A 25,702-nucleotide genomic window follows, 5' to 3' on the forward strand; every position below is an offset into this window, starting at 1 on the left:
AAGGCCCGCCTCGAGTCCGGGGCTCGAGGCGGGCGCTACCCCCCCCACTCCGCGCGCAAGCGCTGTACCTGCGCGGCCGCCAGCGCCGCCTGGGGGTCCCGCCGATCCATGGCCCTCAGCACCGCCTCCCACAGCTCCAGGTCGTCCCCAAGCCGCACGGCCACCTCCAGCGCCGCCGGATCCCCAGGATGGGCTAGCGCCGTCTGCCGCAGCAGCTCCTCCAGTACCCCCCGCTGCTCCATCACCACCGGCGCCGTGGAGCGCGGCAGCAACGGACCCCGGTACAGGGCCACCGCCTCCCGCAACCGGCCGGCTGCCAACAGGCGCTCCACCTCCAGGAAGTCTGCCCAGACGGGAACGGCCAACGCGTAGGGCCTGGAGCGCAGCGGAACCGACGCGCGCAGCTTCGCGACCGCCACCTTGAGCCGGTTCAGGTTCCCCGCATCCCCGTACACGTCCAGCATCAACGCCTCCCCCGAACGGGGGCCGCGCAGGACCAGTGCGACGAGCAGCTCGAGGGAACGCAAGGAAAGCCTGAGCGGCCGTCCCCGCCACAACACCCGGGGGGCGTCCCCGAGCAGGTGGAGCTCGAGCCGCTCCCCGGACCCCGCCCCCGCCACCACCTCGGCGAACGCCGCGGCCTTGCCCAGCACGAAGGCCAGCCCGGCCGGGACCGCCAGGTCCTGGAGGTACGGCCGGGCCCGGCGCAAGGCCCGACCGGCCGCCTCCCCCTCCCCTAACCGGGTCCGGGCGGCGGCCGCGCTCAACCACAGGCGCAGCCCCCACCCAGCGCAAAACCCGGGTTGCTTCAGGGCGGGCTCGAGGTCCTGCACCACCTCTAGCGCCCTTTGCGGCTCCTGTTCCGAGAGGAGGGCCGCGAGCGCGGTGTGGCTGAAGAGGTCGCGCCGCCGCACCAGCGGCCGGGCCAGCGCCGCCGCCCGCTCCGCCTCAACCTGGGCCGCCGCATCCTCACCGGCGGCCCAAAGCGCCAAGGCGTAACCGCCCCCGTAGCGGGCCCGGTGGGGCAGGTCCGGCCACTCCCGGAAGAACGCTTCCCAAAGTGCCACCGCCCGCCCCGCCTCCCCGATGGCCAGGTAGAGGTGCGCAAGGGTCTCGCAGAAGCGCCGCTTGAGCTTGGGACTCGCGCCCCCCACCCAGGCCCGCGCCCGTTCGAGCCTCGAGGTCACCCCTTCGGTCTTCCCTAGCAGCGCACGAGCCTGGGCCCAGGCGCTGAGGGCGTTCAGCCGTTCGTTGGCCCCGTACACGCCGTGGGTTTCCATCCCCTCTAGGGCCCACTCGGCCCAAAAGAGGGCCTCCCGGTAGCGCCCCTGGGCGAGCAAAAGGCGCGCCGTTCGCGTAGCGGCGACGACCGCCAGCCGCCCCTTGCCCCGCTCGGCGGCGAGCCGCGCAGCTCGAGCGGTCGAGGGGGCGCACTCCCCCGCCCCAGCCCGCGAACGGCGCCACTCCACCACGCCCTTGGCCAGCAGGGTGTAGGGGGTGGCGGCCCGCTCCCAGGGCGTGCGCGCCTCCCCGGAGAAGAGGGCGAGCAACGCCTCCAAGTCGGGGTCCTCGCGCTGTTCCAGGAAGACCCGCACCCGCGCGGCGGCGAGCTCTGACCGGCCCAGGCCGACCTGGGCCTCGTACCAACCCCGCAGCAGCACCGCCTCCTCCGGGTAACGCGCCATTAACTCCTCTAAAAGCACGGCGAGCTGCGCGTACTCTCCGCGCTTCAAGAAGGCCTCCACCGCTGCTTCGGCGATCGCGAGCGCGGTCTCGGGGGCGTGCTTCACGGCTAGGGCAAACGCCTCCGTCAGGCGGTCCTGCCGCAACAGAAGGGTGAGCCACCTCTGGGGCTCGAGCCGTCCGGCTGAGGCGGGGGACGGTCTCGGCCCGTCCGGGTAGGGCCTGAGGAGGGGCGGGTACCCGAGCGCCTCATGGAGACGCTGACGGAAGGGCTCATAGGCACCTTCGGCTTCCTCCCAGAAACTCCGCACCTGCCCCTCGGGCAGTTCCCCCAACTCCTGGGCCCCCTGTCGGGCCTCCGGCCAGGTGAGGGCGAGTTCCGCGGCACCCACCCGGGCGGACACTTCGAGGGCCAGGCCGGCCCCGGCCAGGATCGTGCTCGAGTACCCCCAAACCCTCCCGAGGCGAAGGGCAAGCTCTGGGTTGTGCTCCGCGCCGCTCACCACGAGCGTGACCCGGGGTGGGCCTTCCGCCTCCAGCGTGGCTAAAAGCGCCCGAGCGGGATGGCCCAGGTCGTACAACCGCGTCCCCGCGTAGCGGTTCAGGGCCTCGGCCAAGCGGTTCCCCGTGGCTACCCGGTCCAGGTCGTCCCCCTCCCACAGGTGCACCCAGACCACCCGGCCCGCCGCCGCGAGTTCCGCCAGCACGTAGGGCAGGCCGAACCGCTCGTCGGCCACAACGGCCAGGGGCTTGGCGGCGCTGGTGAGGATTGCCTGCACCCGTTCCAGCCAGGACCAGAACATGTAATCATTCTATATAAACCCCAATGAGGGACCGGTTCATTTCAGTCCGGCCCCTGCGAGCTGGGCCCGCGCAACGGGGACGATCACGCCCGAGGCGCGCAGTTCCTCCAACGCTTCAACCAGCCTTGGCTCAGGGCCAACGCGTCCCAAGGCCTCCGCAATCCATTGCGGGTTACGCCCGGCAAGCACCGCCTGAACCAATGATTCCTCCAGATAAGCCCTGACCTCCTCCGCAAAAGGGCTGCGTGCTCCTGGCAAGAAAGGACCCCGGTAGTGTTCCAGCGCCTCGGCCACCCTACCCTGACTCAGCAATTGGTCCACACGCAGCACGTCCAGTTCAACCCTAGAAACCAGCCGGTACCCACCGTCCTCCTCCACCACCGTAAACCCCAGTTGTCTCGTCCGGGACACCAGGCTGGCCAAAGAGGAACGCGCAGCCCCTTCCCCAAAGAGCGCAGCTTGCATGGCGTCGCGTAGCGCCCATCCGTCGTGAAACGCCAGCAGCGTCACCACCTCGATCGAGCGGATACGGCGCGTGCGGCGTCCGTTCACCGAAACCCGCCCCAGCGTGGTCACACCAATCATACGTTTAGAAAACATCCAACCAGGTAAGCCAAGGGAAAACCGCAAACCGCTAACCTTCTTCTTACCTACGCCAAGGTTTCATAACCACGTGGCAACGGAATCCCCGAGGCACGAGCAACCCGCCAACTCCAGCGAGGTCGTGCGCGTCCAGGACGTCCAGGTCGTCTACCGCCCGCCGTTCGCCCCCCCCAAAACCGCCCTCACCCGGGCCAACCTGCGGCTCGCGCGCGGCCAGTCCCTCGGCATCGTGGGCCCCAACGGCGCCGGAAAAACCACCCTCCTGCGCACCATAGCCGGACTGATCCGCCCAGCCGCGGGCAAGATACGGGTGCTGGGCCTCGACCCGGTACGCGACCGGCCCGCCCTAATGCGCCGCGTGGGCGTGCTCCTCAACGGCGCGCGGCACTTCCCCGAACGCTGGAGCGTACACGACGCCCTCCGCTTCACCGCCACCATGTACGGCGTCCCCACCAGCGCCTCGCTCGAGCCCCTCCTGGAGGTGTTCGGACTGGCCGACAAAGCCCACGCTCCGATCAGCACCCTCTCCCTAGGGAACCGGCAGCGGCTCAGCCTGGTCGCGGTCTTCGTCCACGAGCCCGAGCTTGTCCTTTTGGACGAACCCACCCTAGCGCTCGACATCGCTACCGTGGAACGCTTCGCCGCCTTCCTACACGAACGCCTACAGCGCGGAATAAGCGCCATCATCACCTCCCACGATCACGCCGCGCTGGGCAAGCTGGTGCACGAAGCGCTCCTGATCGAAAACGGCGCCACCCGCGCCCCGGATCATCCCCTCGCGCACTACGCCCGATTGATCATCCGGACCGACCGGCGGGCCACGCTCCCCCCGGATCCCCAGGTTCAAGTCTTCGACGATCGGCTGGAACTTCCCAACGACCCTCGGCTGGTCGCCCGCGTGCTCGAGCAGCTCGACGCTCAAGGCGTCCGGGTGTTGGAGATGCGCACGCAAAGCGGCGTGGAGACCGTGGCTCGAGGTCAGCTCGGAGGTGAATCGTGAAGCAACTCCTGGCGGCTGCGTGGCTGAAGGTGTGGGCCGACCTGGCGGAGCAGCGGCGCTACCCGATCCAGTTCTTTTTTGGCTGGGTGACCACCGGGGCGGTGCTTTGGGGGTTGGGCCTGGCCGCCGCGCGGACCAGCGGCCAGGAGGCGAGTACCGGCGCCCTGGCCACCTACGTGGCCATGGGGGCCGTCTCGCTCTTCTACCTGATCCCCCGCCTGCTCACCGTGGGTCAGGACCACCCCCCGGAGGAGGTTATGCTCTATCCCTACCCGCTCTCCCGCCTGGTAGCGGTGCTGACCGCCGTCAGCGCGCTCCAGATCGGGGTGGGCCTGGTGGGCATCTACGTCCTTGCGGCGCTGGCGGTCACCCGGCACCTTCCCGACCTAGGGTATGTGGCGGGCGCCATGGCCCTGGCGCTCTTCAGCGTCGCCGGGGTGGGGTTCATAGTCTTCGCCTTAAAGCTCGTCTTCCGCAAGGTGGACAGTCTCGCCACCCTGGTGCAGGTGGGGTTGTTCGCCCTGGCCTTCACCCCCACGCTGGCGTACGGGTGGGCGGCGGCCGTACCGCTGGCCGGCGCGATCCGCTGGCTGCGCGACCCCAGCACCCCAGCATTGCCGGTCCTGGTCTTTTCTCTCCTCTGGCTGGCCGTAGGGCTTTGGGCCGTCTCCCGCGCCGAACGCGTGGTGGTGAACCGGGGGGTGGCGGCCTATGAGTAGCGCCGTCGCGGTCCGCAACCTCGTGAAGCGCTATGGCGCGCGCGAGGTCCTTCGGGGCGTTTCCTTCGAGGTTCCCGTAGGCGCGATCAGCCTTTACCTGGGGCCAAACGGCGCGGGAAAGACCACCACCTTCAGGGTGCTGGCAGGACTGGAGCGCCCCGACGCCGGCGAGGTGCACCTGCTGGGGCGGCCCTGGCGGCCCGAGGTCCGTCGGGCGGTGGGGGTAACCCTGGAAGAACCCCGCTTCTACCCCTGGCTTACCGGAGTGGAGAACGTAGAGATCGCCTTTCGTTACCGGGGGGTGCCTGCCCCAAGAAACACCGCCCGGGAAGCCCTGGAGCGGGTGGGGCTCGGCGCGGCAGCCGGCCTCCGTTTCAGCAAATACTCCCTGGGCATGCGGCAACGGCTGTATCTGGCCGCCCAGCTCTTCCCCGGAGTTCAGCTCCTACTGCTGGACGAACCGACCAACGGCCTCGATGTGGAAGGACGCCAGCAGGTGTGGCGGCTGCTCCTGGACCTCGCCCAGCAAGGGGTTAGCCTCTTCATCGCCACCCACCAGATCCTGGAAGCCGAACGCTACGCCGAACACCTGGTCATCCTGCACGAGGGGCGGATCGCCTACCAAGGGCGCTACCACGACCTGGCCGCCCGTCGCCGGCTGGTCCTCCGAGTGGACCGCCTCGAGGCCGCACGAAGCACACTGCACGCCCTCGGCTACTCCACCCAAACAGGACGGCGTACGGACGAGCTCTACGTGGAAGCCTCCCCCGAACACGAGCCGCGGGTCCTCGAGGCCCTCACCGCGGCAGGCATACGGGTTCAGGAGCGCCGCCTCGAGGATCTGGAGGAGCTCTACTGGAGGATCAAGGATGGTATGCAGCGAGCTGCTGAAGCTCAAGCGTAACCCCCAGGGTCTAGCGCTTGCCGCTCTAGGGTTTCTGTTTCCCACGGTGGTCTTCCTCGCCGACCGATTGGCCGGAGAGCGCGTGGAGGTCAGCGCTACCGTCCAGCCCTGGTTGCAAACCCCGCTCGTGGTCATCGCGCTGCTCGGCCCGTACCTACTGACCCTGGAGCCCGCCGTAGGCACCGAGAAGTGGATCTTCACCACTCCAATGCGTCCCGCGCAGCTAGCGGCGGCCAAGGCCCTCGCAGTGGGCGGGGTGGCCGCGGCCTCGTTTCTCTTCGCCGCGGGGCTGTTCGGCTCCATCCCGTCGGGGCGGGAACTCATTCACGGCGTGCTCGTCGCACTCTCCAGCCTCCTAACCATGGTGTGGATTAGCGGCCTCCTGCGCAACTTCGCCGGGGTCCTGGTCGTCAGCCTGCTCTGGATGCAGGTCGCACCGCCCCTCCTACAGCTCCTGCCTGCACAGGTCCAACCCTGGGTTTGGAGCCTTCTGCCCGGCCTCGGGCTCACTCACTTCGAGGACAGCGCGCATAACGGCCTGCGCGTGGCCGCACACGCCTTCTACCTCCTATTGGCCTACGGAATCTGGAGGCGGGGGGCGCAATGGTAAAGCAAGCGGCGATCGTGCTCGCCCTCACAGGCGGAGTGGCCCTGGCCGACGGGTGCGCGCTGGTGCTCCAGGCCCTCAACCCACCATCTCCCCAGTACACCCGCGTGGCCCAGGCCTGGATTGGCGACAAGGAGGTTTTCTTCGAACAGGTGCGTGTCGCGCAGGGTACGGCGCACCTCGTCGCACGGCGGGAATACCCTGGGGTCACCATCGCCTTTGGTGCGGACCCCACCCCGCCTCCGCCCAGTTGCCGTGCGCTCGAGCCGGAAGGACCGCAGACCTGGGTGGTGCGCGAGGCGCTCCCCGAGATCTCAGGAACCCGCACACTCACCTACGTTTTCCACGGAAAGCGGTTGGTCCGGGTCCAGGTGGAGGAGGTCGGATCGATAGGGTTCCTCTTCTTCCGTAAAGCGTTCCGCTTCGAGGTGGTCTACGACCTAAGCGAGGAGTAGGGCAAGTGGAAGCGGCGGCTATCCAAAACGCGCTCGCAACCTTGCTGGTTGTTTTATTCCTGGCTTCCTTGGCCGCGCGGAAGGGCGAGGTGGAGATCAATCACCTCCTTGCTGTGGGACTGGTGCTTTTCCTGCCCACAGCTTTCTTCGTCCCTGCTCCCTGGCCTAAGGCGTTGCAGGGTCCTGTGCTGCTCTACCTGCTTGCTTTTTTCGTTTCTCTCCTGGCCATCCTCAGCGGCCCGCATCCGAAACGCCCCCTGGAGCGCCCCCTAGGGGTTCGTCTGGCCGATCAGTTTGGTCGGGTCGTCCACGAGGAGGCGTTATTTAGGGGTGTCGGTTTCCTGCTACCCTTCTCCCTCTGGGGTGGGTCCATCCATTGGATCTGGTGGGCGCTCCCTCAAGCCCTTGTCTTTGCCTTGGCCCACTTTCTTCCCGTCTACACCGCCTTGGCACCTCCCCTTCGCTTCACGCGTGCCTTCCTCGGGGGTTTTCTCTTCCCCTTCGTCGGCGCCATGGTCATGGCGTACGCGAGCCTGCTCACCGGCAGCCTTTTACCCCCCATCCTCCTCCACTACCTGACCAACCTCTTGGTCGAGCTCGGCTTCCAGACCGCGGGATGGCGGGCGGCATTCGAACTGGAAGTCGGGTGAGGGTGGGGAGGCGCCTGGCCCTGGCTCCTGCGGAGCTGAGCCAGTGGAGGCGGGTGGGACGGGTGAGGGGGAAGCCCAGGCTCTTAGCGAGGTCGCTTTGACGGCTGCCGAGCTGCGTACCCACCAATGGCGTGGCCTCGACGGCGACCACGCCCAGGGGGGCACGGCCTGGGCCTGGAAGAAGCACCACGAGCGCCCGGACTACGTCGTGCTGCGTTCCTGGGCCTTGCCGGGCTCTTGCCGCACGAAGCTCGCCGACTACCTCGCGGTGCGGCTAAAGGACGGTCATAGCCGCGCCTTCTACGTCAAGCCGCTCTGGAGGGCGGCGCGACTGGAACGCAAGCCCGGGGTCCTGGTCGCGCGGGTCGAGCGCGTGGAGGCCGACCTGCGGGAGGGCTGGACGCAAAATCCGAGGGCGCTTCTGGCCTACCGCCTTTCGGGCTGAGGAGCGCCCCGGGGTCCCGGGCGGGGTGTGCAATTTCGCTTGACTTTTTCACCTTCTATGTTTTAGGAATAGTTCCCGGAAGACCTTCCATCCCTCTTCTTAGCCTCAGGAAAGGTTGGGTATGAAGAAAGAACTTGCGATTCTCCTGGTCTTCGGGCTCCTGCTCATGGGGGTGATCCCCGTTCTGGCCGCGGGGGAGCAGGTGAAGGCAGCGCACCTGCGCAGCAGGGTGAGGTCGTGCAGGTGGCGCTGCCGGAGGGGGTAACCCTTAAAGAAAGTGAACTTCAAAATACGCAAGGTGAGTTGTGGTGGGTTGCAGCAGGCGCGATTGGTGGAGCCTTGGCTGGAGCTCTGGAGAGCTACGTTGCCACCGGGAAGGTCGATGCATGGGCCGTAGCTCAAAACTTGCACCTCCCGCATATCCCGCATAAACCTTCACCCCCTCCCCCCGGCGGCCAGAGACCCAGGGCATAGAGCTCCCGCAGGGCGACCTGCACCACGAGCTCAGGCAAGAGAACCCGCGCCGCCCGCTCCCTGGCCTCCCGCCAGCTTCCTTCCCCCTCCATGCCCACCCAGTGGGCCAACAGGTAGGCCAGAAGGGAAAGCACCAGAAAACGGTGCACCCCCAAAGCCGTCCGCTGCCCAAACTGCCCCAGGGAGAACTCGCTTTTCGCGGCGCGGAAGAAGTGCTCTATGGCAAACCGCCTCTTTCCCCAAGTGAGCGCCGTCCGGGGCGTGGCGGGAAAGGTGGCCACCACGTACCGCCACTCCCAGCCCCCTTGGGGCAGGGGGTAGCGGTACCAGGCCACCCAGACCGGGAAGGAAAGCCCCCAAAGGTAGACCCCGGCTCCCCTGCCCGCCTGAGGTCCCCAAGCCTCCCCCCTCCCCGCAGCCTCCGGTCCCGCCGCATCCCCACCACCGCTTCAAAACCCAACCGCTTCACCCCGAAAAGGAACCAGGTGGTGCCAAAGGCCGCATCCGCGGCCACCCGTATCCGGAAGGCCCGGCGCATCCAGGGGGGGCAGAGAGGCCAGGAGGCTTAGGGGCCAGGCGGGAGAGGGCCTTCTCCCCCTTGCCCCGCCAGAGGCGGTAGGCCCAAGGGATGCGGAGGTCTCCGTAGACGAGGTAGAGGACCACCAGATGGAGTCCCCACTTGCCGTGAAAAAGGAGAGGGGCAGGGCCTGGAAACGGCCCCGCTTCTCCAGAGTGACTAGGTCCAGGACCACCAGGAGACGGGGCTTGGGGCCTTTTTCTTTCTGGCCCGGTCCAGGGCTTTCTCGGCCTCTTTTCTTGCCAGGCGGATGAGAGCGCGGGTGGGCCAGGGGTAGCGGTTGAGGAAGCGAGAGAGGGCGGAGGGGGACTTGACCTGGCTGTGCTGGGGTCTGGCCTTGCCGTGGCCGTGGAGGAGGAGCAAGAGCAGGGCCTTGAGGGATTCCTGGAGGTGGGGGCTTGGCAAAAGGGCCAGGAGGGTCCAAAGTAGGGACAGGGCCGCTTGGGTCATGGCACCCGTCATCAGACGGGAAACCAGCGGCCCCTTTCAAGTGGTCCTGGCGCATAGGTATCCCCAGGGTGCATAAGTGCAAGTTTTGAGTCAACCGACTTTTTTACATGAGTCCTTCGGGGGCTAGCCCTTCCTTTTCCGGGCCCCCTGTGCTATAACAGAGGAGTATGCCCGAACGGGCAATTCCGCCATGCCAGAGCCAGCGATGCGTTAACGGGTGATGACGTCTTGGGAGGGAATGCCCTCCTCTTCTTGGCGTGGCGGCAGCTACAGTACTGTAGCTAGGGAGGATACAGGCGGATGGAGGATAAGGACACCCAGACCCCGGCCCCGGAGGCCGGAAACCAGGCCCACGAGAACCAGACCCCAAGCGAACCCGTGACCATGGAGCAGGCCCTCGAGGAGGCGAGCGCCCGCCTCGAGCGAGAGATTCGCCGCGGGCAGCTCATAAAGGGCACCGTGGTCTTCGTGGGCAACGAAGGCGTGGCAGTGGATGTCGGCGCGAAGGTCGAAGGCATCATCCCCTTCAACCAGCTCACCGACGAGCCCCTTTCCGAGGAGGAGCTTAAGAACCTCCTCCAGCCGGGGGATGAGGTCGAGGTCTACGTGGTGCGGGTAGACCTCTCCGAGAACGCCATCGTGCTCTCCAAAAAGCGCGCCGACGCGGACAAGGCTTGGCGTAAGGTCGTCGAGCTGTACGAGAACGGCGAACCGGTCGAGGTAACGATCCGGGAGAAGGTGCGCGGGGGCCTCGTGACCTACATTGAGGGGCTGCGCGCCTTTTTGCCCGCCTCCCAGGTCGACATCAAGCGCGTGAACGACCTGGACGGCTTCGTCGGGCAGACCCTCCCGGTTAAAATCATCGAGCTTTCGCGCAAGAAGGGGCGGATCATCCTCTCCCGCCGCGTGCTCCTCGAGGAAGAGCAGAAGCGGCTGCGCCAGCAGGTCTTGCAGAGCCTCGAGCCCGGCCAGGAGGTCGAGGGCGCGGTCGTGGAGGTCACCGAGTTCGGCGTGTTCGTGAACCTCGGGCACATCGACGGCCTGGTGCACCGCAGCGAGCTCACCTGGGGCCGGTTCGAGCACCCCCGCGAGGTGGTCCAGGTCGGCGATCAGGTCCGCGCCCGGGTCCTGTCCGTGGACCCCGAGCGCGAGCGGGTGAACCTCTCGATCAAGGCCCTCACCCCCGACCCGTGGGAGACCGTGAGCGAGCGGTACGAGGTCGGCCAGCGCGTCCGGGGGAAGGTCGTGGGCCTCACCCCCTTCGGGGCCTTCCTCGAGGTGGAGCCCGGCCTGGAAGGCCTGATCCACGTCTCGGAGATGAGCTGGACCAAGCGGCCCAAGCACCCCTCCGAGGTCCTGAAGGAAGGCGAGGAGGTCGAGGCGGTCGTGCTGCGCATCGACCCTGAGGCGCGCCGCCTTTCGCTGGGCCTGCGCCAGACCATGCCCGACCCCTGGAAAGAGCTGCCCGAGAAGTACCCGCCGGGCACGGTCATCAAGGGCAAGATCACCGGCGTGACCGAGTTCGGGGTGTTCGTGGAGCTCGAGCCCGGCATCGAGGGGTTGGTGCACATCTCCGAGCTGGACTACGCCCGCATCGAGAACCCCGCGGAGCAGTTCAAGAAGGGGGAGGAGCTCGAGGTCGTCATTCTGCAGATCGACCCGGTCGAGCAGCGCATCTCCCTCTCGCGCAAGCGCCTGTTGCCGCCCCCGGTGCCGACCGAGAAAGAGGAGGAGCGGCCCAAGCGCGCGAAGGGCAAGCGCGCCGCGAAGAAGGGCCGGCCGGCGGAGCGCCGTCCGCGCCCCGAGTACGCGGTGGGGGCCGAGCCCGCGTACACCCAGTACGACTCGAGCGTCGCGCCGAGCGGGCAGGCCAGCGTCAAGCTGGGCGACCTGTACGGCGATCTGCTCGCGAACCTGGGCTTGGAAGAGGAAGGCGCCGAGGAAGCCCAGTCGTAACGCGGAAAACGCCGCGCGCCCCCGGAACCTCCGGGGGCGCGCCGTGTGTTTGGAGCTACACCCAGCTCACCGAGCCGAAGGTGTCCTCGCGCCGCGGGGAGGTGGAGAACATCACCACCGGGGTCTCGGTGAGCTCCTCGATGCGCTCGATGAAGGCGAGGAGCGTCTTGGGCAGGTCCTCGCGCCGCGTGATGCCCGCAAGCTCGCCCCAGCCCGGCATCTCCTCGTACTCCACGCGCCCGTCCCCCGTGTACGCCACCCCGATCTTGACCGTCTCGAGGCCTGAGAGGACGTCGAGCTTGGTTAGGACGAGCCCGTCGAACCCGTTCACCTCGCACGCGTACCGCAACGCCACCGCGTCCAGCCACCCCACGCGCCGCGGTCGTCCGGTCGTGACGCCGAACTCATGCCCCTTGTTGCGCAGGTACTCCGCGAGCGGGCCCTCGAGCTCGGTGGGGAAGGGCCCGTTTCCCACGCGGGTGGTGTAGGCCTTGGCCACGCCGTACACCTTCGCGATGGCCTTGTGGTTCAAGCCCGTGCCCACCAGGATGCCGCCCACCGTGGGGTGCGAGCTCGTCACGAAGGGGTAGGTCCCGTAGTTCAGGTCGAGCAACGTTCCCTGCGCGCCCTCAAAAAGGAGCTTCTTCCCGTGCCGTAAAGCCTCGCGCAGCACCGCTCCGGTGTCGGCCACGTAGGGCTCGAGGATCTCGCGCATGGGCTTGAGGTCCTCGAGGGCCTGCTCCACCGAGGTCCACCCCACGGCGCGGGTGCTGTTGGGTTTGGCCTCGAGGAGGTGCGCCACGCGCTCGCGCAGCACCGTTTCGTCGAGGAGGTCCCCCACCCGGATGCCGATGCGGCGCGCCCGGTCGGCGTAGGCCGGGCCGATGCCGCGACCGGTGGTGCCCACGAAGTTTTTGCGGGACTCGACGTGCTTGTGATGGGGCAGGACCAGGTGGGCTTTTTCGGAGACGAGCACCTTGGGTTGGAAGCCCTCGGCTTGGATGGCTTGGATCTCCTGCGCGAAGGCGTGCGCGTCGATCACCATGCCGTCCGCGAGGACGTTGGTGGCGTGCGGGTGAATAACGCCCGTGGGTAGCAGGTGCAGCTTGAAGGTTTGGCCGTGCGCTACCACGGTGTGCCCGGCGTTCGCGCCGCCCTGGTACCGCACCACGAAATCCGCGTCGGGGACGAGAGCGTCCGCGACCTTGCCCTTGCCCTCGTCTCCCCATTGTGCTCCGATGATCGCGATCCCCGGCATACGAGGTTAGCTTACCCCGAAAAGCCGGGGCGCCGCCGCGCGGAGCTTGGGCTGGGTTCTTGCATCCCCGCGAGGCGGCTGAACTCCTTGGGATCCACTGCGCGGGCGAGGCCGACCTCGTAGGTGATGAGCTTGCGGCGGTACAGGTCCGCGAGGTGCGCGTCCATGGTGATCATGCCGTACTGGCCGCCGGTCTGGATGACGGAGGGCAGCTGGTGGGTCTTGCCCTCGCGGATCAGGGCCCGCACCGCGGGCGTGGCGATCATGAGCTCGTAGGCGAGGACGCGGCCGTCGCCGTGCGCTTTGGGCAGGAGTTGTTGCGTCAGGACCGCGACCAGGTTGTTCGCGAGCTGGACGCGCACCTGCTCCTGTTGCTCCTCGGGGAAGACGTCCACGATGCGGTCGATGGTTTCCGGCGCGGAGTTGGTGTGCAGCGTGCCCATCACCAAATGCCCGGTCTCCGCCGCGGTGATCGCCGCGCGGATCGTTTCGTAGTCGCGCATCTCCCCCACGAGGATCACGTCCGGGGCTTGGCGCAGCACGCTGCGCAGCGCCCGGGAGAAGTCGTGGGTGTCGGTCCCCACCTCGCGCTGGTTGACGATGGCCATCTTGTGCTTGTGGAAGAACTCGATGGGGTCCTCGATCGTCACGATGTGCACCCGGCGGTTCTCGTTGATGTAGTCCACCATCGCGGCGAGGGTGGTGGACTTACCCGAGCCGGTGGGGCCCGTGACCAGGACCAGGCCGCGCGGGCTCAAGGCGATCTCCGCGATGTTCTTGGGCAGGCCCAGCTCGTCGAACCCCTTGATCACCGCGGGGATGGCGCGGAGCACCCCGCCGACCGAGCCCCGCTGAAAGAAGACGTTCACCCGGAACCAGCCCTTGCCCGGCAGGCTGAACGAGAAGTCCAGCTCCTTGTTCTCCTCGAACTGGCGCTGCTGCTTCTCGTCCATCATGGCGTACATCAACCGCCGCGTGTCCTGCGGGGTCAAGGGCTCGAACTCCGTGGGGTGAAACTCCCCGTCCACCTTGAGCATGGGCGGCACTCCTACCGTCAAGACCAGGTCCGAAGCGCCCCGTTGAACCGTAAGCTCCAGCAGTTTCACGATGTCCGGCGTTTTTTCCATGCTGCCCTCCCCGTTACTCGAGGGTCCGTGCCATGACCTCTTCCAGGGTGGTGATGCCCTCGAGGGCCTTGTAGATCCCGTCCTCCCGCAGCGTTCGCATGCCGCGCTCGCGCGCGAGGGCCTTGATCTCGGTGGCGGATTTGCCCGCGACGATCGCCTGGCGGATCGCGTCGTCCACCACCAAAAGCTCGTGGATCGCGTACCGGCCCCGGTACCCGGTGCCGCCGCAGCGCTCGCACCCCACGCCGCGGTAGAGGGTTTTGCCCTCGAGGTCCCGCTCGCTGAGCTCGAGGCTCTTGAGGACCGCGGGGTCGGGGTCTACCTCGACCCGGCAGTGGTCGCAGACCCGGCGCACGAGGCGCTGGGCGAGCACCCCGATGAGGGAGGCGGAGATGTTGAAGAGCTCGATCCCCATCTCCTCCAGCCGGGTGATCGCGCCGGCCGCGTCGTTGGTGTGCAGCGTGGCGATGACCAGGTGGCCGGTGAGTGCGGCCTCGGTAGCGATCTGCGCGGTTTCTTGGTCGCGGATCTCGCCCACCATGATGATGTCCGGGTCCTGGCGCAGAAAGGCGCGCAACGCCCGGGCGAAGGTGAGGCCCGCCTGGGGGTTGACCTGGGTCTGGTTGATCCCGGGAATCTCGTACTCGACCGGGTCCTCGACCGTGGTGGTGTTCTTGTCGGGGGTGGCGATGCGCTTGAGGATGGAGAAGGTGGTGAACGACTTGCCCGAACCGGTCGGGCCGGTGATTAGGAAGATCCCGTAGGGTTTTTGGATGACCTCCTGGAAGCGTTCGAAGACGCTGGGGGCGAAGCCGAGCTGCTCGATCTCGGGGATGTCCGCTGCGCGGCGCAAGAGGCGCATCACGATCTTCTCGCCGTACACGGTGGGCAGCGTGGAGAGGCGCAGGTCCAGGTCGATCGAGTGGTCCCGGTACCGCACGCGCCCGTCCTGGGGCAGGCGCCGCTCGGCGATGTCCAGGTGCCCCATGATCTTGACGCGGCTGGCGATGGCTGGGCCCGTGCCTTTGGGCAGGCGGGTGTACTCCCGGAGCGCGCCGTCCACGCGGATGCGCACCAGGACGTGGTCCTGGCGCGGCTCGATGTGGATGTCCGAGGCTTCCTGCAGGTACGCCTCGCGGATGATGGTGTTCACCAGCCGGACGATCGCGTTGTCGTCCAGGTTCGAGGCCTCGAGCTGCTCCTCCTCGGGACGTTCCCGCGCGAACTCCTTCGCGAGCTCGTCCAGCTCCCCGGTGTGACCGTAGAAGCGCTCGATGAGCTTGAGGATCGCGTCCTCGGTGGCGACGGCGGGCTTGATCTCCCGCTTGGTGAACATCCTCAGGTCGTCGATGGCGAAGATGTTCCGCGGGTCCTTCATCAACACCACCAAGGCGTCGCCCTCGAGGTGGTGGGGGAAGACCGTGTACCGGCGCGCCGTGGCCTCGGGCACCAGCATCACGACCCCAGGGTCCGGCGGGGTTTCCTGCGGATCGATGTACGGGTAGCCTTGCTGGATCGCGATGCTTTTCGCGAGCATCTCGGGGTTGATCTTGCCCGACTGGACCAGGGTGTCCTCCAGCCGCCCGCCGCCCGCGCGTTGTTTTTGCAGCGCCTCCTCGATGTCCTCGGGGGTGACGTACCCCAGCTCGACCAGCACCTCGCCGATGGACCGGCTGCGGCCCAGGCGCTGCTGCACCTTAAGGGCCTGCTGGAGGTCCTCGCGCTCCAGCTTCCCCTCCTGCACCAGGATCTCACCCAGCCGGGCGTGCTCGGGGTAGGTGCGCTTGAAGAGCTGCTCCCACGCCGTAGGGGTCGTGAGGAAGAAGCGGACGGGACGGTTCAGGATGCGGCGCACCTCCTCCTGGTGCCGCGTCTCCCCGAGGATGACCGTGACCTCACCCCCTTCCTCCGCCACGGGAATCGCGCGGTAGCGCAGGGCGTCCGTGCGTAGGAATAAGCTCGCGATCTCGGGGTCGGCCTCGATCCCCGCGGTGTCCTCGAGGAAGGCGATCCCGGCTTGTTCCGCGAGCGCGCGGTACAGGTCCGCCTCCGTGATCTTCCCGGCCTGGATCAGGATCTTGCCGAGCAGCTCCCCGGTTTTTTCCTGCTGCACCAAGGCTTGCTCTAACGTCTCGCGGGTGATGAGGCCCTTATGCACCAGCAGCTCACCGAGCTTCAGCTCGCTGGGGTTCGTGTGCTTGGGGGGCGGCGGAAGGGGCAGGCCCAGCTCAGGGTAGTTCTTAGCGAGGGCGTACTGGAACGAGGCCCTTAGCGTCTGGTACGGCTCCACGATGTGCTCGGTGATCTCCTCGACCTCGTCGATCTTGAGGTTGTCGAGCGGGTCGGTGAAGGCCACGCGCAGGGTCTTGTCCTCGAGGGCGAAGGGGATCGCCTCGAGCTCCTGGGCCTTCTCCGCCGGCAGGAGCGCCCGGACCTCCGGGGGGATCTCGAGGGTGTGCAGGTCCACGAGGGGGATGCCGAACGCGGCCTCGATGGCCTGGGCGATGCGGCGCTCTGAGAGGAGGCCCAGGTCCACGATGACGTCGGCCAGCCGCCCTCCGATCTCTCGGTGCTGCTCCAAAGCGCGCTGGAGGTCCTCATCCGTGAGGTACCCGAGCTCGATAAGGGCGGCACCCAACCGCTTGTCGCCGATCGTTAAGACGCTCATTTTTCCTCCCGAATACGGGTCAAACGCGAAGCATTAGGGCGCACGGGGATATCCTTTAGTATCTCCATTCGCTCCGGCGTGGGGCTACCCCCGAATGGGGGGGTTAGGGGCGCGCGGTGGTGCGCAGGATGCAGCGCTCGAGGCGGCGGATGAGGCGGGTGTGCGGCAGGCCTTTTTCGCTCAAGGGGGGGACGAGCACGGTGTACGCGCCGACCAGGTTGCCGCCCAATACGTCGGTGAAGAGCTGGTCCCCCACCACCGCCACCTCTCGCGGGGTGAGGCCCATGCGACGGATGGTGCGCCGGAACCCTTTCCAGGGCTTGCCCGCGAGCGCGCGGACCTCGAGGCCGAGCCGTTCCCCCCAGTGCCGGGCCCGGCCGGGCAGGGCGTTCGTGACGATCGCGACCTTGATGCCCGCCGCTTTGAGGCTGGCGAGCCACTCGAGGAGCGCTTCGGGGACCGGGCCTTCCTCGCCGTAGGGCACCAGGGTGTTGTCCAGGTCGAGCACCACGCCTTTCAAGCCCCGGGCGCGGAGCCACTCGGGGGTAAGCTCGGAAAGCGCGGTGATTTGGGCGTTGGGCCTGAGCATCGCTGACCGCTCCTAATTTACCACGCGCGGATCACGCCCCACATGCGGCCGGTGCGCCCCGCGTCGCGGCGGTGCGAGTAGAACCGAGGGTCGCAATGGGTGCAGGCCCCGAGGCTCCAGTAGTGCTCGGGCCGAACCCCGGCGGTCCGGGCTTGCCACCGGAGGGCGGCCTCGAGGTCCAGGCGGTACCGGCCGGGGGCGTGGGGGTCGGGCCAGAAGACATGGTCGGGAAACCCGGCGTTGGCGAAGTGCTCGATGACCTCGGGACCCACCTGGTAGCACGCGCCTTGGATGCCCGGACCGACGGCGACGCGCACCTCCTCCACGCGGCTGCCCCAGCGCCCGTGCATGGCTTCGAGGGCCTGGGGGAGGATGCCGCCCAGCACGCCGCGCCACCCGGCGTGCAGCGCGCCCACCACGCGCTGGGTGGGGTCCTCCAGCAGCACGGGGTAGCAGTCCGCAACGGCGACGCGCAGGGCGAGGCCGGGGGTTTGGGTGAGGAGGCCGTCCCCCTCCCAGGTGCCGGGGCCCGTGACCGCGTGGATGTGGGTGCCGTGTACCTGGCGGAGCTCGGCAAGGGGCGGGGTTCCCAGGGCTTCAAGGACCCGCCGGCGGTTTTCCCGTACGGCCTCAGGAGCGTCGCCCACGGCCGTGGAGAGGTTCAGGGTGTCGAAGGGCGGGGCGGAGACGCCGCCCAGACGGGTGGTGAACCCGTGGGGAGCGGAAAGGAGGGGAGAGGTGAGGAGCATGACTCCAGTTTACCTGGAGCTTTGTGGGGCGCATTACCCATGAGTATATAGATATCAAGGGTATACTGGCGGGTATGAGGACGGACCGGAACCAGCTATTGTTCAACCAGACCCTGATCGTCGTGGGTGTGCTGCTCAGCCTCCTCACGGGCCGCGCGGAGGGGGTCTACCTCCTCGCGGCGTTGATGGCCTCGCAGCACCTGGGCCTGGACTTCATGGTCGCCTTAAAGCGTGGGCTCCGGATCCCCGCCCGGCCCGTGGACGAGGACCCGCGCCCCCACCGGTTCGCCCGCAGCGTCGGCGCGGCCTTCCTGATCGCAGCCGCCCTGGCCTTCTCCCTCGGCGCGCCCCTTGTGGGGTGGGGCCTCGCCTTGGTGGTGGCCCTGCTGGCCTTCATCAACCTGGCCTTCGGCTTTTGCCTGGGGTGCTTTATGTACTACCAGTTCCGCCTGCTGCGCCACAGGCTGGGCCTAAACTGACCCCCCCAGCTCCCCGGTGGTCCGCAGGAAATCCGGCTCGAGCTCGGCCCCCAGCCCCATCACCACGCGGTTCACGAAGTTAAAGTACCCCACGATCAGGGTCAGGTCGAGGATCGCCCGGTCGTCCCAGCCCGCCGCGCGCAACGCCTCGAGGTCCGCCTCCTGCACGGCCTCCGGTGTTCGCGTGAGTTTTTCCGCGTGCCGGAGCGCGGCCTGCCACGCCTCGGGGAAGCCGGTGGCCGCAACCTCCCCCCGCGCGAGGGCCTCGAGGGCCGCCTCGCTCACCTTGTACCGCTTAAGGGGCGCGCTGTGGTGCGCCCAGCAGTACCGGCAGGCATTCAAGGCGCTTACGTACGCCCCCACCGCCTCGCGCAGGGGCCGCGGCAGCGGGGAGCGGCCGAACATGATCTCGAGGTAGAGCTCGAGGTGGGCCGCCATGGCCTCCGGGTGGAGGCTGTGCACCTTCATGACCTCCGAGACCCCGCCGCGCGCCCGCACAAGCCGCGCGTACACCTCCTGGAGCTTCCCGGTCGCCTGGTCCTCGGGAACCGTCTCAATCCAAGCCACCTCGCACCTCCTAAGCGTTTGTTTCCCGGTAGCGCGTGAGCAGGTCGTGCACGATATTCCCGGTCACGCCCCAGATGTCGTACCCCCGCCAGGGGTAGTGCCAGACCTGGCGTTTCCGGCCCGCGTGCTCCCGGACCTCGGCCCAGGCGGGGGCTCCGAGGAGCTCCGCGAAGGGCACGCGCAGGATCCGGGCGACCTCCGCGGGGTTGGGGGAGAGGTCCGGGAGGTGAGGGATCCACCCCACCACCGGAGTGATGCGGAATCCGAAGGGGGAGGTGGTCTGGTCCAGCCGCCCCAGCACCTCCACCGCCTCCGGGGGCAGGGCGACCTCTTCCCACGCCTCGCGCAGCGCAGCGGCCTCGGGGGTCTCGCCCGGCTCCTGCATCCCCCCGGGAAAGCTGATCTGGCCGCCGTGGTGGGGCAGCGTCGCGCTGCGCACCGTGAAGAGCACCTCGCCCGAGGCGAGCACCGGCACGAGGACCGCCGCGTCGCGGAACCCGTCCCCCAGCTCGAGGCGTTTGGGCGGCCGGGTTACGAGTTCTCGGAGCAGATCGCGTCCAGGGTTTCGCGTAAGCGCACCTCGGGGTTCACGTTTTCCTTGCGGCACAGCGCCACCACCTCGAACAACAACCGGCCCAGGTCCCCCGCCTCGAGCGCCTCCCGTACCCGTTCCGGGGAGCCTTGAGGGTAGTTCAGCTTCTCCTGCAGCGCCTGGGCCCGCATCAGCGCGGGCAGGGCCCGAGGCACCTGCTCGCACGGGGGTTTGGGGCCGCGCTCTTGTTCCTTTTGCCGCTCCCAGTTGGCCAGGACCTCCGCCGCCGTGCGCGCTTCGCGGTCCCCGAAGACGTGCGGGTGCCGCCGGATCAGCTTCTCCACGATCGCGCGCTCCACGTCCGCGTAGCGGAAGGTGCCCTCTTGTTCCCCGATCACGCTGTGGAACGCGACCTGGAGCAGGACGTCCCCCAGCTCCTCCACCATCTTGGGCACGCTGCCCTCCCCGATCGCGTCCACCGCCTCGGCCGCCTCTTCCAGCAGGTAGGGCCGGAGGCTCTGGTGGGTCTGCTGCTTGTCCCAGGGGCAGCCGTTCGGACCGCGCAGGGCGCGCATGACCTCGAGCAGTCGCTCCATACCCTTAACTTACCCCCAACCACCCGAGGTAAGCCCGAATGAGGGCCTCTCCCCAAAACAGCGCCGCGGCCCCGCCGAGGGCGAGGTACGGCCCGAACGGCAGGCGCCGCTGCCGGAGGAGCACGCCGAGGACGGCCCCCGCGAGGACCGCGAGGAACAACCCCACGACGAACGGCCAGAACCCCAGCCACGCCCCGAGCATCCCCGCGAGCTTCACGTCACCGAACCCCATCACCACGACCTCCTCCTCGTCCTCCTCCGCCTCGTCCTGGGGTTGCACCGCCCAGTACAGCCCGCCTAAGAGCGCCACGGCTCCCGCGGAGAGGAGGAGGCTTTTGAGGCTTTCCACCGGCCCGAGGGGCAGCGCCGGCCAGAGCGCGGCGAGCAAGGGACCGAGCAGCGCAGCCGAGAGGGGCAGTAGGTCCGGCAGGGGCCAGGTGCGCCGCGTCACCCAGTTCCACCCCCAGCGGCTCAGCCCCGCCGCCACCCCCCACACCGGCCCGAGGAAGGCCCCTACGGCCGCGGCGAAGTGCACCTCCGGAAACCCCACCGGCCAGCTCGGCCGGCCGTTCGCGCCGCGCCGCGCGACGAGCGCGCCGTACTCCCCGATCAGCACCAGGAGGCCGCTCGCGAGCAGCGCGCCCTCGAGGGCTTCCCGTGCTTCTTGTGGCACCTCGAAGGCCAGCGCCCCCCCGAGGGCCACGGCCAGCCCGCCGTAGGTGAGCGCATCGGGCAGGATGAGGTGGTCGGCGTCGATGAAGGCCAGCGCGATGAGGAGGGCGAGGAAGACCCAGACCAAGGGGAGGTCCGGCCACCGTGGGAAGAACCCCGCCGCTAAGGCGAACGCCCCCCCGGTCAGGGCCTCCACGAAAGGGTACCGCGCTGAGATCCGCGCACCGCAGTGCCGGCACCGCCCGCCCTGCGCGAGCCACGAGAGGATGGGGATGAGCTCCAAAGGGCTCAGCCGGTGCCCGCAGGCGGGGCAGCTCGAGGGGGGCGCCACCACGGACTGGCCGCGCGGCAAGCGGTGGATCACCACGTTGAGGAACGAACCGATGACGGTACCGAGGACGAAGGCCCACGCGAACAGCATGGCCCTATTCTATGCGGCGGGAGCCTTCGCGCGCCGGTGGAGCCATCCCCCATTTGAGGGTTCCCTAAGGGCGTTGAAGCTTCTAGGCTGATCCTGAGGTAAGCGGGCCCTTGGAGGCGATGAACCCTGCCCGTGAACTGGGCGCCTGGGGCGGGGGGAGCCAGTGGCGCAACCGGCCAAGGGAGGGAAGAATGTCCAAGCAATGGATGGAAGCCTTTGAGGCGCGGATCTACACGGACACCTACCGCATCTACGGGATGATTCACCTGGCCCCGGCGGGCCGGGTGGGGCGCGCGCAGGCGACGGCCGACCTCCTGAACCTCGAGGCGCGCCCCACCCTGGCGGTGAGCGGCGCGCGGTTGTACGCGCCCGGGTACGCGCACCCGCCGGAGGCGCGGGAGGCGTTGGGTACCGTCACCTCGATCGCGGTGCCGAAGGAGCAGATCCTCTGGGTGGTGGGGGGGCGGCCCGCGACCCCGAGTGCGCAAGGGCTGGTCAAGGCGCGCCGGCTGGCCCTGATCTTTCCGGGGTTCTTCCTGGTGGGGAAGCTGTTCGGCCCGGGGGATTTGCGTTTCCCCGAGTGGCTCGCCGTCACGAAGCCCTTCCAGACCCTGTTTGAGGCGGAGCTCTACTTGCTGGGGATGGAGCACCCCTTGAGCGCTCCCAAGCCGGTGGACACCTTCGAGTTCGTGACGGTGAACCTGCGGCGGGTTCAGGGGTTTACGGACGTGCCGCAGCAGCAAGAAGCGGCGCTCACGGTGTTCGGTTGAGCGTGGGGCTGGCGTGTCCCGCGGGGGTTTGTTACACTGTGAACAAAAGCACGGCCCCCGGGGATGCGCCTAGTTTTGGTTGTGTGTTGCGGGAGGGAGTACCGGGGGCCGTTTCATACCGAGGGGTCCCCTCGCGTACCTTTTAGTCTATACCCCCCCGCGCTCGGGACACGGTTACGTGCGCTACAACCTGCCCCTTATCGGTCGTTCACCAGCGGGACGGTCCGCTCAGGCCGGCACGCCCCCACCGCCCCCCGCGTCGGCCAGCCCTTCGCGGATGGCGTACAGGGCGGCCTGGGTGCGGTTGTTGAGGTGCAGCTTCGCGAAGATCTCGGAGAGCCGGTTGCGCACCGTCTTCTCCGAAAGCCCCAGCTCGTCCGCGATCTCCTGGTTCGTCGCCCCCTGCGCCAACAGCCGCAGGATCTGCACCTCCCGCTCCGTCAACTCCGCCGCCGGCGCCGTCGTCAGGGCCTCCCGCTTCGCCCGAAAATCCTGGATGATCTGCTCCGCCAGCTCCCCGTCCAAGAGCACCTCCCCCTGGTGCACCCGGCGGATCGCGTCGATCAGCTCCTCGGCCTGCGCGTCCTTGAGCAAATACCCCCGCGCCCCGGCCTTGACCGCCTCGAACACGTACGCGTCCTGCCGGTACATGGTGAGCATGATCACCCGGGCCTCCGGGAACTCCCGCAGGATCTCCTGCGTGGCCTGCACCCCGTCCAGCTCCGGCATCTGGATGTCCATCAGAATCACGTCGGGACGCGTGGCGAGCGCCGTGCGCAGCGCCTCCCGCCCGTTCCCCGCCTCCCCGATCACCCGGAACTCCGGCTCGGCCTCCAGCAGCGTCCTGAGCCCCTGCCGGAACAGGGCGTGATCGTCCGCAAGCAGAATCCGGATCATGCGTTTCCACCTCCCCCGCTTTGTTGTAGCCCTTTGGAGGGCGGGAAGGGATTCGGAAAACGCCCACGCTTTGTCCGGAGTTTTCCTACACGCGGGTACGGGGGAGGCCCTGCCCCCTTGCCTGGGGCACGCCCACGGTAAGCTCAGGGTGTGAGCGCGATCTGGGTGGTGCACGTAGCCACGTACTTTTTCTTCCTCGCGTACGGTTTAACCCTCCCGGTCTTACCCCTGTACCTGCATGCCTTGGGGGTGGCGCCCGGCTGGGTGGGATGGGTCGTGGCCTTGATGCCGCTCGCGGGGATCTTGCTGCGGCCTTGGGGCGGGTGGGCGGCGGACGGGTGGAGCCGCAAGTGGCCCACCGTGATCGGGATGGCCCTGGGGAGCGCGGCGGGGGTGTTCTATTTAGGGCCGTTTGGAGCCGTGCTTTTCGGCCGGTTTTTGCAAGGGGCGGCCATGGCGCTGTTCGCGCCCTCGAGCCTGGCCATCACCAGCGACCTCGCGCCGGAAGGCCGGGTGGGCACGGTCATGGGGACGCGCAACCTGCTGATCGGCCTCGGCGTGATGAGCGGCAGCGCGCTCGGCGGGGTGCTGGCGGACGGGCTGGGGTTTAGTGGGGTGTTCCTCGCGGTGGTGGGGGTGCAGGCGGTGTTCGTGCCGGTGCTCTTGCGCCTTTCCGAAACCCTCACTCGGCCCGTGCGTCGCCGCTGGTGGGAAGGGTTCGCGCAGGTCGTGCGGATCCGCCCCATTCTGGCCGCGACGGTCGCGAACATGGGGTTCGCGGCGGTCTTCGCCCTCATCCAAACCTTCTACCCCCTCCTGCTCGCCGAGGCGGGGTACTCCGCGGCCTGGGTGGGGGCGTTCTTGGGGTTTTACAGCCTGGTCTCGGTGCTCTTCCGGCTACCGGCCGGGCGGCTCGCGGACCGCGTGGCGGCCGGGCGCGTGGCGCTTTGGGGGTTCGTGGGCGCGTCGGTGGGGCTGGGGGTGCTGTGGGCCTTCCCGGTACCCCCGTGGGCCTTTGCCGCCGCGTTGGTGATGGGGGCGGGCGCGGGGTTTTACCTGCCGGCGAACATCGTCGCGGTCACCAAGGCCGCGCCGCTCGAGCTGCGCGGCAGCGCGTTCAGCCTCTTCACCGCGAGCTGGGACCTGGGCGGCTTGATCGGCCCGCCCCTCGGGGGGGTGCTGGTGGCGGGGTTCGGGGTGGGGGTGGTCCTGCCCCTGGCGGTTCTCCTCGCCCTGGGCGTGACCCTGCTGTACGTGCGCCTCACCGCGCCAAAACCCCGCGTCGGCCTGCGGTAGTATCATGGGCGGAGTATGGCGAAGGACAAGGGCATCACGCCGCAGTCAGTGGACTTTAGCGAGTGGTACCTCGAGGTAATCCAGCGGGCCGAGCTCGCGGACTACGGTCCCGTCCGGGGCACGACCGTGCTGCGCCCCTACGGGTACGCGCTTTGGGAGAACATCCAGCGAACCCTGGACGAGATGTTCAAGGCCACCGGCCACCAGAACGTCTACTTCCCCTTGTTTATCCCCATGAGCTTTTTCGAGCGGGAGGCGGAGCACGTCGAGGGGTTCTCGCCCGAGCTCGCGGTGGTGACCCACGCGGGCGGAGACGCCCTCGAGGAGCCCCTCGCGGTGCGGCCCACCTCGGAGACGATCATCGGGCACATGTGGGCCAAGTGGATCCGGAGTTACCGCGACCTGCCGCAGCTGTTGAACCAGTGGGGGAACGTGGTGCGTTGGGAGATGCGCACCCGGCCCTTCCTCCGCACGAGCGAGTTCTTGTGGCAGGAGGGGCACACCGCGCACGCCACCCAGGAGGAGGCCGAGGCGGAGACCCGCCGCATGCTGGGGGTATACGCCACGCTGGCGCGTGAGTACGCGGCGATTCCCGTGTGGGAGGGGATGAAGACCGAGTCCGAGAAGTTCGCCGGGGCGGTGTACACCACCACCATCGAGGCGATGATGCGCGACGGGAAGGCCCTCCAGGCGGGCACCTCGCACTACCTCGGCACGAACTTCGCGAAGGCCTTCGACATCAAGTTCCAGGACCGGGACCTCGAGACGAAGTACGTGCACACCACGAGCTGGGGCTTGTCCTGGCGATTCATCGGCGCGATCATCATGACGCACGGGGACGACAAGGGCTTGATCCTCCCCCCCAAGCTCGCCCCGATCCAGGTGGTGATCGTCCCCATCTACAAGGAGGCCACCCGCGCGCGGGTCCTGGAGGCGGCCCAGGCCCTCGAGCAGCGCCTCAAGGCCCAGGGGGTACGGGTGCACCTGGACGATCGCGACCAGTACACGCCCGGGTACAAGTTCAACGACTGGGAGCTGAGGGGCGTACCGTACCGCGTCGAGCTCGGGCCGCGCGACGTGGAGTCGGGCACCGCGGTCCTCGCGAGCCGCTTGGGCGGCAAGGAGACCCTGCCGCTCGAGGGCCTTGCTGAGGCGGTCCCGCAGCGGCTTGCGGCCTTCCACGAGCAGCTCTTCCGCCGGGCGCTCGAGTTCCGCGAGGCGCACACGGTGACCGCCGACGATTACGAGACCTTCAAGGCGAGCGTGGAGGGGCATTTCGTGCGGGCCTTCCACTGCGGGGACGCGCAGTGCGAGAAGGAGATCCAGGAGGAGACCAAGGCCACGACGCGCTGCATCCCGTTCGACGCGCCGGAGGAGACGGGGCTGTGCGTGCGTTGCGGTCGGCCGAGCGCGTACGGGAAGCGGGTGCTGTTCGCGAAGGCCTACTAATCGGGTAGGAATGAGCGGTCCCGGGGTTAGGTGCGCCTCGGGCCGCTCGCCGTGTGGACTGACTCGCGGGTCAGTTTCTGGGTATAATCGCGGCGGTCGGGAGGAAGGATGGCGCGACCCGAGTGTCCCAAGGAATCCCTAAAAACCAAGCGCGCGCGCGCCGCGCGCATCCTCGAGCGCCTCGAGGCCGCCTACCCCAACGCGCGTACCGAGCTCCGGCACGAGACCCCGTTCCAGCTCCTCGTCGCCACGGTCCTCTCCGCGCAAGCCACGGACAAGTCCGTGAACGCGGCCACCCCCGCCCTG

25 protein-coding genes, 1 pseudogene and 1 riboswitch (1 of these 27 cut by a window edge) are annotated in these 25,702 nt (G+C 68.3%); of the genes and pseudogenes, 13 read left to right on the top strand and 13 right to left on the bottom strand.

Annotated elements, in window-relative coordinates:
• Positions 1 to 35: 35 nt before the first annotated feature.
• Together MARKY_RS11500 and MARKY_RS10570 are read right to left on the bottom strand one after the other, a co-directional pair.
• Entirely contained in the window at positions 36 to 2,486 is a 2,451-nt protein-coding gene (locus tag MARKY_RS11500; protein ID WP_013704869.1) for a hypothetical protein, read from the bottom strand.
• Positions 2,487 to 2,522: 36 nt separating this feature from the next.
• Positions 2,523 to 3,071, bottom strand: a complete 549-nt coding sequence (locus MARKY_RS10570) for an AfsR/SARP family transcriptional regulator (RefSeq protein ID WP_013704870.1) — start codon at positions 3,069 to 3,071, stop codon at positions 2,523 to 2,525.
• Between the two features lie 88 nt (positions 3,072 to 3,159).
• Here MARKY_RS10570 and MARKY_RS11505 point away from each other — a divergent pair, with 88 nt between their 5' ends.
• The 7 genes from MARKY_RS11505 to MARKY_RS10605 all read left to right on the top strand — a co-directional run bounded on the left by MARKY_RS11505 (position 3,160) and on the right by MARKY_RS10605 (position 7,869).
• On the top strand, positions 3,160 to 4,089 hold the full coding sequence (locus tag MARKY_RS11505) for an ABC transporter ATP-binding protein (RefSeq protein WP_013704871.1): 930 nt from the start codon (positions 3,160 to 3,162) through the stop codon (positions 4,087 to 4,089).
• On the top strand, positions 4,086 to 4,808 hold the full coding sequence (locus MARKY_RS10580) for a hypothetical protein (protein WP_013704872.1): 723 nt from the start codon (positions 4,086 to 4,088) through the stop codon (positions 4,806 to 4,808). Before MARKY_RS11505 ends, MARKY_RS10580 begins: the two co-directional genes overlap by 4 nt.
• Positions 4,801 to 5,712 (top strand): ABC transporter ATP-binding protein, encoded by a 912-nt coding sequence (locus MARKY_RS10585; RefSeq protein WP_013704873.1) that lies wholly within the window; start codon positions 4,801 to 4,803, stop codon positions 5,710 to 5,712. Before MARKY_RS10580 ends, MARKY_RS10585 begins: the two co-directional genes overlap by 8 nt.
• Positions 5,678 to 6,322 carry an ABC transporter permease gene (locus MARKY_RS11945; protein ID WP_013704874.1) on the top strand — a complete coding sequence of 215 codons (645 nt, stop codon included), beginning with the start codon at positions 5,678 to 5,680 and terminating at the stop codon, positions 6,320 to 6,322. Before MARKY_RS10585 ends, MARKY_RS11945 begins: the two co-directional genes overlap by 35 nt.
• Positions 6,316 to 6,774: a hypothetical protein gene (locus MARKY_RS10595; RefSeq protein WP_013704875.1), complete on the top strand. Its 459-nt coding sequence runs from the start codon at positions 6,316 to 6,318 to the stop codon at positions 6,772 to 6,774. Before MARKY_RS11945 ends, MARKY_RS10595 begins: the two co-directional genes overlap by 7 nt.
• 185 nt (positions 6,775 to 6,959) lie before the next feature.
• Positions 6,960 to 7,424 (top strand): CPBP family intramembrane glutamic endopeptidase, encoded by a 465-nt coding sequence (locus MARKY_RS10600; protein WP_169311741.1) that lies wholly within the window; start codon positions 6,960 to 6,962, stop codon positions 7,422 to 7,424.
• A 97-nt stretch (positions 7,425 to 7,521) separates the two neighbouring features.
• Positions 7,522 to 7,869, top strand: a complete 348-nt coding sequence (locus MARKY_RS10605) for a hypothetical protein (RefSeq protein WP_148230432.1) — start codon at positions 7,522 to 7,524, stop codon at positions 7,867 to 7,869.
• A gap of 398 nt (positions 7,870 to 8,267) precedes the next feature.
• Here MARKY_RS10605 and MARKY_RS10610 read toward each other — a convergent pair.
• Positions 8,268 to 9,370, bottom strand: a pseudogene (locus MARKY_RS10610) (transposase).
• A 300-nt stretch (positions 9,371 to 9,670) separates the two neighbouring features.
• On the opposite strand from MARKY_RS10610, the gene MARKY_RS10615 reads away from it, so the two are divergent.
• On the top strand, positions 9,671 to 11,326 hold the full coding sequence (locus MARKY_RS10615) for a 30S ribosomal protein S1 (protein WP_013704879.1): 1,656 nt from the start codon (positions 9,671 to 9,673) through the stop codon (positions 11,324 to 11,326).
• A 55-nt stretch (positions 11,327 to 11,381) separates the two neighbouring features.
• Here the strand turns inward: MARKY_RS10615 and MARKY_RS10620 are convergent, their stop codons facing one another.
• The 5 genes from MARKY_RS10620 to pgeF form a co-directional block, all read right to left on the bottom strand.
• Positions 11,382 to 12,584, bottom strand: a complete 1,203-nt coding sequence (locus MARKY_RS10620) for an adenylosuccinate synthase (protein WP_013704880.1) — start codon at positions 12,582 to 12,584, stop codon at positions 11,382 to 11,384.
• A gap of 11 nt (positions 12,585 to 12,595) precedes the next feature.
• Complete coding sequence (locus MARKY_RS10625) at positions 12,596 to 13,711, bottom strand: type IV pilus twitching motility protein PilT (RefSeq protein WP_013704881.1); 1,116 nt, start codon at positions 13,709 to 13,711, stop codon at positions 12,596 to 12,598.
• Positions 13,712 to 13,724: 13 nt separating this feature from the next.
• Complete coding sequence (locus MARKY_RS10630; protein ID WP_013704882.1) at positions 13,725 to 16,379, bottom strand: type II/IV secretion system protein; 2,655 nt, start codon at positions 16,377 to 16,379, stop codon at positions 13,725 to 13,727.
• 103 nt (positions 16,380 to 16,482) lie between these two features.
• Complete coding sequence (locus MARKY_RS10635) at positions 16,483 to 16,968, bottom strand: YqeG family HAD IIIA-type phosphatase (RefSeq protein WP_013704883.1); 486 nt, start codon at positions 16,966 to 16,968, stop codon at positions 16,483 to 16,485.
• Positions 16,969 to 16,985: 17 nt separating this feature from the next.
• Complete coding sequence (pgeF, locus tag MARKY_RS10640; RefSeq protein ID WP_013704884.1) at positions 16,986 to 17,717, bottom strand: peptidoglycan editing factor PgeF; 732 nt, start codon at positions 17,715 to 17,717, stop codon at positions 16,986 to 16,988.
• 74 nt (positions 17,718 to 17,791) lie between these two features.
• On the opposite strand from pgeF, the gene MARKY_RS10645 reads away from it, so the two are divergent.
• Complete coding sequence (locus tag MARKY_RS10645) at positions 17,792 to 18,196, top strand: DUF4395 domain-containing protein (protein WP_013704885.1); 405 nt, start codon at positions 17,792 to 17,794, stop codon at positions 18,194 to 18,196.
• Here the strand turns inward: MARKY_RS10645 and MARKY_RS10650 are convergent.
• From MARKY_RS10650 to MARKY_RS10665, 4 genes are read right to left on the bottom strand one after another with little or no spacing between them, the layout of a single operon-like run.
• Positions 18,188 to 18,763, bottom strand: coding sequence for a carboxymuconolactone decarboxylase family protein (locus tag MARKY_RS10650; RefSeq protein ID WP_013704886.1), 576 nt, complete (start codon positions 18,761 to 18,763; stop codon positions 18,188 to 18,190). The genes MARKY_RS10645 and MARKY_RS10650 overlap by 9 nt on opposite strands.
• A 10-nt stretch (positions 18,764 to 18,773) precedes the next feature.
• Positions 18,774 to 19,238: an NUDIX hydrolase gene (locus tag MARKY_RS10655; RefSeq protein ID WP_013704887.1), complete on the bottom strand. Its 465-nt coding sequence runs from the start codon at positions 19,236 to 19,238 to the stop codon at positions 18,774 to 18,776.
• Between the two features lie 56 nt (positions 19,239 to 19,294).
• Positions 19,295 to 19,891: a MazG family protein gene (locus MARKY_RS10660; protein WP_013704888.1), complete on the bottom strand. Its 597-nt coding sequence runs from the start codon at positions 19,889 to 19,891 to the stop codon at positions 19,295 to 19,297.
• Between the two features lie 4 nt (positions 19,892 to 19,895).
• Complete coding sequence (locus tag MARKY_RS10665; protein WP_013704889.1) at positions 19,896 to 20,984, bottom strand: prepilin peptidase; 1,089 nt, start codon at positions 20,982 to 20,984, stop codon at positions 19,896 to 19,898.
• Positions 20,985 to 21,087: 103 nt separating this feature from the next.
• A riboswitch (cyclic di-GMP riboswitch) is annotated at positions 21,088 to 21,171 on the top strand.
• Positions 21,172 to 21,190: 19 nt separating this feature from the next.
• Here MARKY_RS10665 and MARKY_RS10670 point away from each other — a divergent pair.
• Positions 21,191 to 21,754 (top strand): DUF6812 domain-containing protein, encoded by a 564-nt coding sequence (locus MARKY_RS10670; protein WP_052297181.1) that lies wholly within the window; start codon positions 21,191 to 21,193, stop codon positions 21,752 to 21,754.
• A gap of 228 nt (positions 21,755 to 21,982) precedes the next feature.
• Here MARKY_RS10670 and MARKY_RS10675 read toward each other — a convergent pair whose 3' ends face one another.
• Positions 21,983 to 22,651: a response regulator gene (locus MARKY_RS10675; protein WP_013704891.1), complete on the bottom strand. Its 669-nt coding sequence runs from the start codon at positions 22,649 to 22,651 to the stop codon at positions 21,983 to 21,985.
• 150 nt (positions 22,652 to 22,801) lie between these two features.
• On the opposite strand from MARKY_RS10675, the gene MARKY_RS10680 reads away from it, so the two are divergent.
• The 3 genes from MARKY_RS10680 to nth form a co-directional block, all read left to right on the top strand.
• Positions 22,802 to 23,947, top strand: a complete 1,146-nt coding sequence (locus tag MARKY_RS10680) for an MFS transporter (RefSeq protein WP_148230433.1) — start codon at positions 22,802 to 22,804, stop codon at positions 23,945 to 23,947.
• 15 nt (positions 23,948 to 23,962) lie between these two features.
• Positions 23,963 to 25,396, top strand: a complete 1,434-nt coding sequence (gene proS / locus MARKY_RS10685) for a proline--tRNA ligase (RefSeq protein ID WP_013704893.1) — start codon at positions 23,963 to 23,965, stop codon at positions 25,394 to 25,396.
• 108 nt (positions 25,397 to 25,504) lie between these two features.
• Positions 25,505 to 25,702 carry the start of an endonuclease III gene (nth, locus tag MARKY_RS10690; protein ID WP_013704894.1) on the top strand. Its footprint extends 468 nt past the window's final position, so only the first 198 of its 666 coding nucleotides appear in the window; it begins with the start codon at positions 25,505 to 25,507; its stop codon lies beyond the right edge, outside the window.

The organism is Marinithermus hydrothermalis DSM 14884, assembly GCF_000195335.1.
GTDB classification, from domain to species: Bacteria; Deinococcota; Deinococci; order Deinococcales; family Marinithermaceae; genus Marinithermus; species Marinithermus hydrothermalis.